Source organism: Allokutzneria sp. NRRL B-24872, from assembly GCF_002155965.1.
Taxonomy (GTDB): Bacteria; Actinomycetota; Actinomycetes; order Mycobacteriales; family Pseudonocardiaceae; genus Allokutzneria.
The window spans coordinates 1-12,114 of record NZ_MUMH01000169.1 but is presented as its reverse complement, the minus strand read 5'-3'; the positions used below and the strand labels follow the sequence as shown (position 1 = coordinate 12,114).

At 72.2% G+C, this 12,114-nt stretch carries 11 protein-coding genes; 6 read left to right on the top strand and 5 right to left on the bottom strand.

Annotated elements, in window-relative coordinates:
* Positions 1-4: 4 nt before the first annotated feature.
* Genes CCN37_RS33090 through CCN37_RS33075 form a run of 4 tightly spaced genes read left to right on the top strand, consistent with a single transcriptional unit; the run spans position 5 to position 3,560 of the window.
* Positions 5-757 (top strand): ABC transporter ATP-binding protein, encoded by a 753-nt coding sequence (locus CCN37_RS33090; RefSeq protein ID WP_086828562.1) that lies wholly within the window; start codon positions 5-7, stop codon positions 755-757.
* Entirely contained in the window at positions 758-1,897 is a 1,140-nt protein-coding gene (locus CCN37_RS33085; RefSeq protein WP_086828560.1) for a hypothetical protein, read from the top strand. It abuts the gene before it with no gap.
* Positions 1,894-3,135, top strand: coding sequence for a hypothetical protein (locus CCN37_RS33080; protein WP_086828558.1), 1,242 nt, complete (start codon positions 1,894-1,896; stop codon positions 3,133-3,135). The genes CCN37_RS33085 and CCN37_RS33080 overlap by 4 nt, the downstream gene beginning before the upstream one ends.
* Positions 3,132-3,560, top strand: coding sequence for a hypothetical protein (locus tag CCN37_RS33075; RefSeq protein ID WP_086828556.1), 429 nt, complete (start codon positions 3,132-3,134; stop codon positions 3,558-3,560). Before CCN37_RS33080 ends, CCN37_RS33075 begins: the two co-directional genes overlap by 4 nt.
* Here CCN37_RS33075 and CCN37_RS33070 read toward each other — a convergent pair.
* The 5 genes from CCN37_RS33070 to CCN37_RS33050 form a co-directional block, all read right to left on the bottom strand.
* A complete protein-coding gene (locus CCN37_RS33070; protein WP_086828553.1) occupies positions 3,533-6,265 on the bottom strand; it encodes an AAA family ATPase in 2,733 nt (910 codons plus the stop codon). The two genes, CCN37_RS33075 and CCN37_RS33070, sit on opposite strands and share 28 nt — an antisense overlap.
* A complete protein-coding gene (locus tag CCN37_RS33065) occupies positions 6,262-8,844 on the bottom strand; it encodes a LuxR family transcriptional regulator (protein WP_086828550.1) in 2,583 nt (860 codons plus the stop codon). The genes CCN37_RS33070 and CCN37_RS33065 overlap by 4 nt, the downstream gene beginning before the upstream one ends.
* A 74-nt stretch (positions 8,845-8,918) precedes the next feature.
* Positions 8,919-9,248 carry a hypothetical protein gene (locus tag CCN37_RS33060; RefSeq protein ID WP_086828547.1) on the bottom strand — a complete coding sequence of 110 codons (330 nt, stop codon included), beginning with the start codon at positions 9,246-9,248 and terminating at the stop codon, positions 8,919-8,921.
* 119 nt (positions 9,249-9,367) lie between these two features.
* Positions 9,368-9,877 carry a DinB family protein gene (locus CCN37_RS33055; protein ID WP_086828544.1) on the bottom strand — a complete coding sequence of 170 codons (510 nt, stop codon included), beginning with the start codon at positions 9,875-9,877 and terminating at the stop codon, positions 9,368-9,370.
* A gap of 144 nt (positions 9,878-10,021) precedes the next feature.
* Entirely contained in the window at positions 10,022-10,195 is a 174-nt protein-coding gene (locus CCN37_RS33050; protein WP_086828657.1) for a CsbD family protein, read from the bottom strand.
* 150 nt (positions 10,196-10,345) lie between these two features.
* On the opposite strand from CCN37_RS33050, the gene CCN37_RS33045 reads away from it, so the two are divergent.
* Positions 10,346-11,566, top strand: a complete 1,221-nt coding sequence (locus tag CCN37_RS33045) for an exonuclease domain-containing protein (RefSeq protein WP_086828542.1) — start codon at positions 10,346-10,348, stop codon at positions 11,564-11,566.
* Positions 11,563-12,069 carry a DUF6218 family protein gene (locus CCN37_RS33040; protein WP_086828540.1) on the top strand — a complete coding sequence of 169 codons (507 nt, stop codon included), beginning with the start codon at positions 11,563-11,565 and terminating at the stop codon, positions 12,067-12,069. The genes CCN37_RS33045 and CCN37_RS33040 overlap by 4 nt, the downstream gene beginning before the upstream one ends.
* Positions 12,070-12,114: the final 45 nt, after the last annotated feature.

Genomic DNA, 12,114 nt, shown 5'->3' with positions numbered 1-12,114 from the left:
CGCAATGCCGCAGGTAAAGACGCACAAGCTGGTCTTCGGCCACCGCAGGCGCCAGGTGATCAAGGGGCTGACGCTGAGCTTCGGCACCGGGGTGCACGGGCTGCTCGGGCCGAACGGCGCGGGCAAGACCACGCTCATGCGCATGCTGGCCACGGTGAACCGGCCGGACTCGGGGACGCTCACCGTGCTGGGTGACCCGCTCAGCTCGGAGGCGGGTCTGCGGTCGGTGCGCAGGCGCCTCGGTTACCTGCCGCAGAGCTTCGGCTTCTACCCGCGCTTCACCGTGCGCGAGTTCGTGGAGTACTTCGCGTGGCTCAAGGAGGTGCCCCGTGGGCTGCTCACCGACGCGGTGGACCGGGCGATCGAGCGCGTCGGGCTGAGCGACCGCGCCGACGACCGGCTCAAGACGCTCTCCGGCGGCATGCTCCGGCGCGTCGGCATCGCCCAGGCGATCGTGAACGACCCCGAGGTGCTGCTGCTGGACGAGCCGACGGCGGGCCTGGACCCGGAGCAGCGGATGGACTTCCGGGCGCTGCTGCGCGACATCGGCCGGGACAACTGCGTCATCACCAGCACCCACCTCATCGAGGACGTCGCAGCCGCGTGCACGGCGGTGACCCTGATCGACGCCGGGCAGTCGGTGTTCCAGGGCACCCCCGCGCAGCTCATCGCCGCAGGTGACGCCAACGACGACGGCGACACCCCGGTGGAGCGCGGCTACACCAGCGTGCTGCGCGCCTTCCGGGCGGCGAGCTGAGTGCTGCTCGTCGAGTACCGGCGCGGAGCGGGGCCGCTGCTCACCCTGGCCGTCGCCGTCGTGACCTGGTTGAGCCTGTTCGGGCTGGACTGGCGGTTGACCGGACCGTGGTTGCGGCTGACAGCCACGATCCAGGCGGTGCCGATCCCTCCGCTGGTGTTCGCCGCCGCGGTCTGGCAGGCCAGCCGGGAACGCCGCCGCGACATGGGCGACCAGCTGGCGTCCTCCGCGCGGGCCACGTGGCGGAGAAGGGGGCTGACCTGGGCTTCGGTGGTTCTCGGCGGTTTGCTCGGCGTGCTGGTCCCGTTCGTCGCGGGAGCTGTGCTGATGGTCGTGCACGGGGCCTACCCGGCGCCCGGGTGGTGGTGGCCGTTGCTCACCACCGTGTTCGCGGTCGGCTTCCACGCGGCGTTGGGCCTGCTGGTCGGTGTGGTGATCGATGCTCCGTTGGTGGGGATCGTCCTCGGCATCACGGTCTACGTCGCGGCGAGCGACGGGTACGGCCTGCTCAAGTGGCAGTCTCCGGACGGCGGTTCCTGGGCGCCCGAGCCCGGCGCCTTCGCGCTGAACGCCGTGGCGCTCGCGCTCGGCGTGGTCGTGCTGATCGCGGTGGCCGCGGCGAACAGAGCGATCTTCTTGGCGGTCCCGGCCGTGTTGGCGTACGTGGTCGTCGCGACCGGCACGATCTCGTTCTGGCGGGTGGACGAACGCGGCGCCGAGCTGGTCTGCCGCGAATCCGTGTGCGTCGACCGCGCGTCCGCGCACCAGCTCGACGCGGTGTTCGCGATCGCCAAGCCGTTGCTGGACAAGGTCTCCGGCATCCCGGGCGCCCCGACGACCGCGAGCCCGACCAGGACCGGCGCGAACTTGTGGGTCACCGGCATGATGATGAACTGGCGCGGCGAACAGCTCTACGACGTGGGCGACCGCATCTACCGGCGCACCATGATCGATGCCGTGGTCAGCCCCCGCTGCGCCGACCGCAACGAGCTGTCCGACGCAGCGGCCGCGTGGTGGACGGGCGACGGGAGTGCCTCTCGGGTGGAACGGCTCTCGCCTGAGGCTCAGCGCAGATGGTTCGCCGACTACCTCAGCGCGGCGCGCCGCTGCGACACCGCGGCGTTGGCGGTCCTGAGATGACCCGGGTCCTGTGGGCGGAGTACCGGCGCGGAGCCGGGCCGGTGATCACCGGGGTCACCGCCGTGGTGAGCCTGCTGTTCCTCTACGACGGGGGCGTCGACTGGCCCGGTCCGTGGATGCGCTTCGCGATGAACTTCCGCGCCATGCTGCTCGTCGTCGGCCCGGTCGTGGTGGCGCTCGCCGCGTGGCAGGCGGGCCGGGACCGCCACCACGGGGTGGACGAGCTGCTGACCAGCACCGCGCGAGCGCCGTGGCGGCGGGTGGCGATCACGTGGTGTTCGGTCACGGGCGCGGCCTGGCTCGGCATGCTGGTCACGGTGGCGGTCAACGTCGCGGTGATCGCGCCGCACGGCAGCTACTCGGGCGGCGGGTGGCCGTGGACGATCGCGGGCACGTTCGTCGGGATCGGGGTGCACACGGCGCTGGGCGTCGCGCTCGGATCGGCGCTGCCGGTGCGGCTGCTCGGCCCGGCGCTCGGGCTGGGCCTGGTCGTGGTGTTCGAGCCGATGGTGATGTCACTGGGCGGAGGGACCGGCCAGCTCGTCACACTGCCGTACTTCCCACGGCTGCTCGGGCCGCCGATTCAGGTGTGGGCCTCCACCCAACTGCTCCAGCTGGCGTGGTTCGCCTCGCTGATCGTGCTGTTGCTGGCGGCCGTGGCGGTCCGGCGCGCGAGGCGGCTCGTCGCGCCGACCGCGGTGACCGCGGTGCTCGGGACGGTGTTGGCCCTGGTCCCGGTGGCGGAGGTCATCGGGCAGGACATGCGGGCCTCGGAGCTGGTGTGCGTGCCGAGGGTGTGCGTCACGCGAGCGGACGCGGACCTGTTGCCGCTGGTCACCGACGCGGCGCGGCGGATGCTGGACCGGGTCGCCGACGTGCCGGGTGCCCCGGTGGAGGCACTGCCGAGCACGCGGGCGGGCATGTCCTTGCCGGTGTCGGTGCCGGACGACGTGCGCACGTGGAGCGGGCGCGTCCGCCACAACGACACCGAGCTGCGCCGCTCGATGATCTCCGAGCTCCTGTACTCCCCCTGTGCCAGGGTCGACACCTATTCGCTGCCCGCTGTCGTGGAGGGATGGTGGATCGGGGAGATCTCGCCGAAGAAGGCTTCACAGCGGGTCGTCGCCCGGCTCGCCCGGCTGAAGCAGCTCCCCGTGGCGGAGCAGAACGCGTGGGTGGGCCGCGCGTTGAGCGCACTCCGCGTCTGCCATCCCGCCGACCTGAGGAGCTTCCGGTGAAGCTGCTGTCGTTGCACCTGCGCGCGCGGGGAGCCGCGCTGCCGTCCGTGGTGCTCGGTGTCGCCGCGCTGACCGGCTGGTGGGTGGCGGTGGTGGGAGCGGTGGCTCTCCTCGGCTCGACGCTGGGCGGCGCCGACGCGTCGTTGGAGCGCACCACCGCCGTGCCGTGGCGGTGGTGGCGGCTGACCCACGTGCTGGTGGCGTCGGTGTTGTTGGCGCCGACGGGGGCCACTGGTGTCGGACTCCTCGGGTTGGCGCTGGTCGCAGCGGTGTTCCTGGGGTCGGAGCGCGCGTGGATACCGGTAGTGGCCTACGCCGTGCCCGCCCTCACCACGGAGCTACCGTTGTGGCCGGCGCCCGAGGTCGCGGCCGTGGTGTGGGTGGTGGGCGCGGTGCTCTACAGCAGGCCGTTCTCCATCACGTAGTGCGTGAGCGCGGCGCGCGAGGACACGCCGAGCCGCGCGTAGGCGTGCTGGAGGTGGGTGGTCACTGTGCGGCGGCTCAGGAACAGCCGTTCGGCGATCTCGGCGTTGGAGAGCCCTTCCGCGACGAGCCGGGCCACCTCGATCTCGCGCCGTGTCAGCGCCCCGCTCGGCCGCTCTCGCCCCAGGGTTCGAATTCCCTTGTCGCGCAAGGCTTTCCTCGCCCGATCAGCCAGCGAGTCCGCGTCCTCGGCCTCGGCGAGGTCCAAGACGGTGCGCAGTGACTCCACTGACTCCGCGAGGTCGAGGCGGACGTGGGCGGCTTCGATGCGCATCCCCGCCTGCTCGAAGCGCGCGGCGGCTTCGGTCAGGTCTCCGCGCAGGCGGGCGGCGTAGGCGGAGAGGTACGGCGAGCCCGGGGTCATCCGGTCCAGCCGCCGCGCGACCGCGAGCGCGCCGTCGGCATCGCCCGCATCGCGTTTGGCTTCACCCAGCAGGACCAGGCCATATGGCGGGAACGTCGTGGCGTCCGGGGCGGCCAGCTCCTCGGCGAGGGCGATCGCCGTCGCGTGGTCGCCGGACTGCCGCGCCAGCAGGACCCGCACGCAGCCGGTCAGCTGCCGCACGCGCGCGTCCACCCGCTCCCCGGCCGTGTACCCGGCGGTCGCTTCCTTCAGCAGCGCGGTGGCCTCGGTGCGCTGACCAGCGCCAATGGCGACCAGAGCGCGGCTGGCGAGCCCGACGGTGATCATCCGGGGCTGGTCGACGCGGTGGCCGAAGGCGACGAGGTCAGCGGCGGCTTCCCGGGCTCGGCGCCAGTGCCCGCCGAAGTAGTCGGCGATGACCAGCGCGAAGCGGGCGGAGCTCTCCAGCGCGGGCACCCCGGAGGAGCGCGCCGCGAGCAGACCGCGCTCGGCCGAGGTCCGCGCGGCGTCGACGCCGAAGACGAGCATGTTGATCAGCGTGATCGGCCGGGACACGAACTCCTCCAACAGCGGGTCCCCGGTCTGCCTGGCGCTCGCGATCGCCCTGGTAGCGGCCGCGTGCGCGCCTGGGTAGTCGGTGGCGGCGAGCAGCGCGACGGTGTCGAGCATGCCGGTCAGCGCCTCCGCGCGGGCTCCGGGCAATGCGGCGACCTCGGCCCGGGCGGCGATCATCTCCGGCACGAGGCTGGCCCGGGACTGGAGGCTGATCCGCGTCTCGTGCAGCCGCAGCATGTCCTCCGGCGCCGCGTCCCGAGGCAGCGCCTCCGCAGCGGAGCCCAATGTGGACATGGCGGTGGCGAAATCGCCGTTGTCCCACGCCAGCAACGCGACCCGGCGCAGGCAGTGGCTCCGGCGCACGCCGTCGGTCGCCCGCGCCGCGGCCCGCCAGGCGTCTGCGGCCTCCACTGAGCGCCCGGCGAGGTCGTAGGCCAGCGCCAGCTCTTCGCGCAGCTCAGGCACCAGGTCAGCGCGGTCGAGCCGGTTGGCCAGGCCGAGCGCGGCGACCAGGTGCTGCACGGCGGCATCACCCGCGCGCAGCTCCAACGCGTGCTTCCCGGCCGCCCGGCACACCGCGAGCGCCCGGTGCTGGTCGGCGAGCGCGCCCGCTCCGCGCAGGTGCTTGGCGAGCAGGTCGACGTCGTTGTCCTCCAACGCTTCCGCGACCGCGAGGTGCAGCTGCTGGCGGCGCACAGCGGCCAGCTCGGCGTAGGCGACCTCGCCGTACATGGGGTGCGACGGCCGGTACCGAACTTCTCCGGCGAGCACGTCTTCGCTGATCAGCCCGCGATCGCGCGCGGCGAGCACAGCCTTTATCACCGCGTCCTCGTCGAGTCCGGATGCGGCGCGCACGACGGGGTGCGTGGCGGCTTCACCGGCGACGGCGACGACCTCCAGCAGCACGCGCTCCGGGCGGCTCAGCGTGCCGAGGCGGGTCGCGACCACGTCGCGGACTTGCTGCGGCGTCGTCGGCTCGGCGGTTGGTTTGAGCACCCAACCGCCGCCGCTGCGGGTCAGCGAACCGTCCGCGCGCAGCTGGCTGACCAGCTCGACCAGATACAACGGCAGGCCACCGGCGCGCGCACTCGCCAACTCGACGAGCGCGTTCGGAGGATCGCCGCCGTCGAGCAGTTCACGCAGCAGTGCAGTGCTTCCGTCGCCGTCGAGCGTGCGCACGTCCAGGCTGGGCAGGCGTACGGCCAGCTCGTCCTCGCGGTGCGCGGCGATGAGCAGCACGCGATGCCCGGCGGTGCCTCGGGCGAGGTAGTCGAACAGCTCGACGCTGGTGTCGTCGGCCCACTGGAGGTCGTCGATGAACACCGCGACCGGCTCCAGCACGGCCAGCAGCCGCGACACGGCCTCGAACAGGCGCGAGCGCTCCAGCGCGGGATCGGCCAGCGGCTCCGGTCGTGGCAGGTCGAGCCCACCGAAGAGCCTGCTCAGCTCGGGCAGCTCCCTCAGTCGCGCGCGCAGCCCGGGCGGGAGTCCGCGCAGGTGCGGGCCAAGCGCCTCCAGCCACGGCGCGTAGGCCAGGCCGCGCCCGAGCGGGCGACCGCTGCCGGTGAACGCGCGGAACCCGGCCGCTTCCGCGCGGCTGAGCGCTTCGAGGCCGAGGCGGGTCTTGCCGACGCCTGCCGGGCCGCGCAGCACGAGCGCTCCGCTGCCCGCGTCCACGGTCTCGGCGATCTTCGCGGCCTCATCGGCGCGGCCGACGAGCGCGCTCATCCGGAGTCCACGAGGTCGCGCAGCTGCGAGCGAGCGGTGATGCCGAGCTTGGGGAAGCTGCGGTAGAGGTGCGAGCTGACCGTGCGCGGCGACAGGAACAGCCGCTCGCCGATCTCCTTGTTGGTCAGCCCCCGCGCGGCCATCCGCACGATCGTCTGCTGCTGCGGGGAGAGCTCCGACAGCGCGCTCGGCTCGGCGTTGCCCTCGATGCCCGCCGCCCGCAGTTCGCCCTGCGCGCGCTCGATCCACGGCCGCGCGCCGAGGCGTTGGAAGACCTCCATGGCCGCGCTGAGTTTCGGTCGGGCTTCGGTGATCCTTCGCCTGCGCCGCAACCACTCCGCGTAGTCCAGCAGGATCTGCGCCCGTTCGAACGGCCACTGCTCCCCCGCCGGGTCGGCCAGCGCCGCCTCGAAGAAGCCTTCCGCGTCCTCAGGTCCCGCCAGCAGCGCCCGCGCGCGGTTGACCAGCGCGTTCGTCCGCGCGGAGAACTGGCCTTCGAGGTGCTTCGCGGCCCGTTCGACGACCTCGGCGGCCTCGCGCTGCCGTCCCGCGCGCACGGCGGAGGCGGCCAGCTCGCCGATGCCCGGGTAGGAGCAGTGGTAGTGCACGGGATCGCCCTCGGCGGTGAAGAGCTGCCGGAACTGCTCGTAGGCGGCCTCGTGATCACCGTCGACCACCGCGGCCATGCCGAGCGCCCACCGCGCCCGCACGCCGATCGCCCTGTTCTGGTTCGGGTCCACTATGGACAGTGCGCGGAGCGCGAGTTCCCTTGCCGCGGCGGCGTTCCCGGGCAGGGCGCTGGCCACGGCTTCGAGGGTGTAGGTGCCCGCGACGAGGTGCGGCGCGTCGGCTTCGTCCACAGCGGCCACTGAGCTGGTCGCGGTCTGGCGCGCCTGGGCCCAGCGGCCTCCGTCGAGGTAGGCCCAGCTCGCCGAGCACCCGAGCCCGTCGGGGAGGTCCCCGGCCGCGCGCAGGCGGTGCAGGGCTTCGTCGTAGATCCGCATCGCGGTGGCGTTCTCGTCGAGCATCCACGCCATCACGCCAAGCGTGTTGAGCGCGCGGGGGTTGTCGTTGGCGGCCGTGACCAGCTCCGGCAGCGCCGCGATGAGCTCGGCGCGCTTCTCGTGCGGGTCGGTCACGGAGGCGATCACCGGGTAGCCGAAGGCGGCGTGCTCGCGCACCTGCTGCCGCCACTGCTCGGAGCCCGCGTAGAACACCAGCGTCGCCGCTGAGGCCAACGCCTGCTTCGCCAGCTCGGCCGGCGCGTCGTCGGCGGTGCGCATGAGCAGCTCGTAGGCGGAGGGGAAGCGCACGGTCATCGTCAGGACCTGGCCGAGCCGCAGAGCCGCCCGCGCCCGCAGATCCGGGTCCTCGGTCAGCGCGCTGACCTGCGCGGCAAGCTGCTCCACCCACCGCGCGTGCCCTGTCAGAGCCGCCATGTCGGCCGCTTTGACCAGGCGCCTGGCTCGCGCGTGGGCGTCGGGGCTCAGCTCGGCAGCGCGCTCCAAAGCCGTTGCTGCTGCGGCATATCCGCCTCGGTGGCGGGCTCGGCGGGCCGTGCTCTCCAGGGCTTCGGCGACCTGCTCGTCCGGCCCGGTGCTCGCCGCGGCGAGGTGCCAGGCGCGGCGGTCAGGCTCCTCGCGCAGCAGCTCAGCGAGCGTGCGGTGGGCGCGCAGGCGGTGCTCCATCGGCGCGGTGTGCTGGATCGCGGAGCGCACCAGCGGGTGCCGGAACCGCACTCCGGCTTCGGTGATCTTGATGAGTCCGGCCAGCTCGGCGGGCGCGAGGTCGGCGGCGTAGCGGGCTCCGAGCAGGTCCGCGGTGTCCACGGCGACGAGCAGCAGGGCGTCGCGAGTGGCGTCGGGCAGCTCGTCCAGGTGCGCGGCGAAGATCCGTTCGAGCCGGTCGGTCAGCGGCAGCACGTCCTGGTCGGCGCCGTCGGTGCGGGCCAGCTCCACCAGCGCGAGCGGGTTGCCTGCGGCTTGGTCGAGGATTCGCGTGCGCGCTCGTCCTTGCGGCACTTGGGGTTGCGCGTCGAGAAGCCGGTTCGAGGCGGTCCGGTCCAACGGCGCGAGATCGAGGTGGTCGAAGCCGGGGAACACGGTCCCATCACGCGTTCCGACGAGCACGGCCAGCGGTTCGTCCTCGACGCGCCGCGCGAGGAAGGTCAGCGCGTCCAGCGAACCGCGGTCCAGCCACTGCGCGTCGTCCACCACGACCAGCAGCGGTTCCCGCTCGGCGTGCCCGGAGAGCAGTGTGAGCACGGCGACGTTGATCAGCAGCCGGTCCGGGGCGTGCTCCTCGCCGATCCCGAAGGCTCCGAGCAGCGCGGAGCGTTGCCTCGGCGGCAGATCGGCCACCTCGGTCAGCAACGGCCGTACGAGCTGGTGGAGCGCGGCGAAAGGAAGGTTCGTCTCGCTCTCGCCGCCCACCACGCGCAGCACCCGGCCGGGGCGCGCGAGCGCGGCGAGGTCGAGCAGCGTGCTCTTGCCGACCCCGGGTTCTCCGGTCACGACGAGGGTCCCACTCGTCAGACCGAGCACCTGCGCGCTTTCGCGCTCCCGGCCGACGACGCTCACTCGTCGACCTTATCCGGCTGATCCGGCGTCGTGGTCAGGCCCGCGCTGGTGGCCTGACCACGACATCGGATCGCTCAGGCCTTGACGACCTTGAAGCCGGTCCAGTTCTTGACCTCCTTGCCCCGGGCGGGGCAGGCGATCTTGGTGGAGCCGTTGTAGAGCTGCGGCTTGTAGCCAGACTTGCCCCAGCACGCGGTGACCGTCGCGGCGGTGGAGCCCTTGCTGAACTGGCCGCCCTTGCCCCGGCAGACCCAGTCCAGGCCGCGCACGGTCTCGACCTGGACCCCGGCCACCGCGTTGGCGACGCCCGTGCACGAACCGGCGGCCGAGGCGATGCCGCTCCCGGCGGTGAGCAGCCCGGCGGCGACAACGGTCGCGGCGGCGAACGCGGAGATCTTGCGCATATCGAGTGACCCTTTCCCGCAAACACGAATCCTGCGTTCGCAGGTTGACACGCGCGCGCCCGAGACCCCGCACCACATCGGAATCTCGCGATCGTGTTTCGAGCTGGGCCGAATGGCGCTCAGTAATAGCCCGTCCCGCCGTCGAGCAGTTCCCGAATGGCGTCCATGTGACCGAGGTGGCGCGCTGTCTCCTCCAGCATGTGCAAGAGGACCCACCGCACCGATGCCTGTCCGACCGGCCACTTCCGGTTCTTGCCGATGTCGTCGAGGGAAAGCCCGGCCACGATCTCGTTGGACCTGCCGCACTGCCGCTGGTATTCGTCGAGCAACTGGGTGAGCGGAACGCCGTCGACCTTCATGTCGGCGTCCTCGTCGGATTCGTCGAACTGCGGTCCCTCGGCCGGCGCGTCGAGCAGCATGACCTCGAACCACATCTGCTCGGTCCAGCGCATGTGCGAGAGCAACCCGGCCATCGTCATGTTCGGCGACGCGGGCAGGACGGCGCGGTGCGCGTCGGTCTCGGAGACTCCTTCGCACTTCCAGCGCACGATCTCGCGCTGCATGTCCAGCCAGCCGACGAGCTGGGTCCGCTCGTCCGCGGTGAACGCGGGGCGCTTGCGTTGGCTCATGCGCGGACGCTACGTCACCGCCGTCTCGGCGGCACGGCATTTGCCCGGCCAGGATTTGCCCGGACAGGAGAAAGACCCGGCGCCCCTGCTGCGCCGGGCCTTTCTCATTTCGTCGCGGAAGACTGGGAGCGGAGGGTCATCCCGTCATCCGCGGAAAGCGTCCTTCACCTTCTCGGCGGCCTGCTTCAGGTTCGCCTTCACCTGCTCGCCCTTGCCCTCGGCCTGCCACTGCTCGTTGTCCGTGGCCTCGCCGACCTTCTCCTTGGCCTTGCCCTTGAGCTCATCGGCCTTGTTCTCGATTTTGTCCGAGTCGCCCATGTCGCCTCCGTTGCTCGTGGTGTCGAACATCGGGTTCCCGGCCGCGACACCGCCAAACGCGTTACTCCCGAAAAATCTTGGACCAGGTAGTTGCCTGAAGCACTTCTCGTTGTGACACAACGGAAAGCTTGCCCCGGTACACAGGAGATCATGAAGGGTTACGCCGTCGTCGACGTCGAGACCACCGGACTGCTCCCCGGCATGCACCACCGCGTCGTGGAGGTCGCGGTGGTGCACCTCGGCGCCGACGGCGCGGTGACCGGCGAGTGGTGCACCCTGCTCAACCCGCTGCGCGACCTCGGCCCGCAGCGCATCCACCGGATCACCGCCGCCGAGGTGCGCAGGGCGCCGACCTTCGACCAGATCGCCGGTGAGCTGTCCGCGCAGCTGGCCGGGCGGGTGCTCGTCGCCCACAACCTGCCCTTCGACCTGGGGTTCCTCGCCGCCGAGTTCGACCGCGTCGGTGTCAGCACGCCGCTGGAGCTGGAGTCCGGGCTGTGCACGATGGCGCTGGCTGAGACCTACCTGGACTCGCCGTCGCGGTCGCTGGCCACGTGCTGCCGCGTCGCGGGCGTGGTGCTGGACCACGCGCACTCCGCGCTGCACGACGCGCACGCCGCCGCCGGGCTGCTCTCGGTGTACCTGGCGCGGTGCGGGCGGCCGGAGCCGTGGGCGTCGCTGCTCAGCGCCGCCGCGAGCCTGCCGTGGCCGCACTTCGACGAGCCGGGGCGGCGGCCCGTGCGCCGCGCGGTCGCCGGTGCTGAGACCGAGCACTTCCTGGCGCGCCTGGTGGACACGCTGCCCCGTGTGCACGAGCCCGCCGGTGCCGAGCCGTACCTGGCCGTGCTCGACAAGGCGATGCTGGACCGCTACGTGTCGCTGAGCGAGCAGGACGAGCTGATCGAGGTCGCCGCGACGCTCGGCCTCGACCGCGCGACCGTGGAGCGGCTGCACCTGGGCTACCTCGAAGCCCTCGCGGCTGCCGCGCGGCGTGACGGCTGGGTCGGGGAGTCCGAGCGCGCCGAGCTGCGCGATGTCGCCGGGATTCTCGGCCTGCCCGACGACGCCGTGACCCAGGCGCTGAGCTCCGGGAAAGCCCAGGCGCGCAGGGGTTTCCGGCTCCAACCCGGCGACAGGGTGGTGTTCACCGGCGACACCGTGCTGCCGCGCGAGGAGTGGGAGCAGCGCGCTGTGCGGGCCGGTCTGGTCGTGCGGCCGGATCACGTCAGCGGCAAGACGCGCCTGGTCGTGGCGGCCGACGCGGACACGCTCTCCGGCAAGGCCAGGCAGGCGCGCGAGCGCGGGGTCCCGGTGATCACCGAGGCCGCGTTCCACCGCCTGCTCGCCGCCCTCGACCGGGATCAGCGGTGATCGGCTACGTCGCGATCGGACTGGGTCCTGGGCACGACGGCGGCGACAGCGTCGCGGTCTGGCACGTCGGCTTGGACGGCACGCACACCGGCGCGTGGCTGCTGCCCCCCAGCTCCGCCGCGCACCTGCCCGCCCTGTGCTCCGACCGCTCTCTCGCCGCGTGGGACCCCACGCGCACTGTTCAGCTCTTGCGCGAGCACACCGGCTTCACGCCTCCGCACTGCACTTCCATCCGCCTGCTGCTGAACGAGGTCCTGACCACACGTCGATCCCTTGTGGACAGTCCACAGTGGAGCTACGTGGTCCCTGACCCGCTGCCGGAAACCGCGACGGCGTTCCGCAGGGTCGTCGGCCTCGCCCGCCCGGACGACGCCTGCCCGTCCGCGACCCGCGCGCTCACCACCGCCCGCATGCTGACCTGGGCCATCGCCGCCCACCGCGAAACCCCTGCTCCGCGCGACGTGATGTCCACCCACGCCGCTTCCGGGGTTCAGCACACTTAACGATGACCAGCGAGGGGGTTTGACCGCCTTGAAGCCCCCCAACCC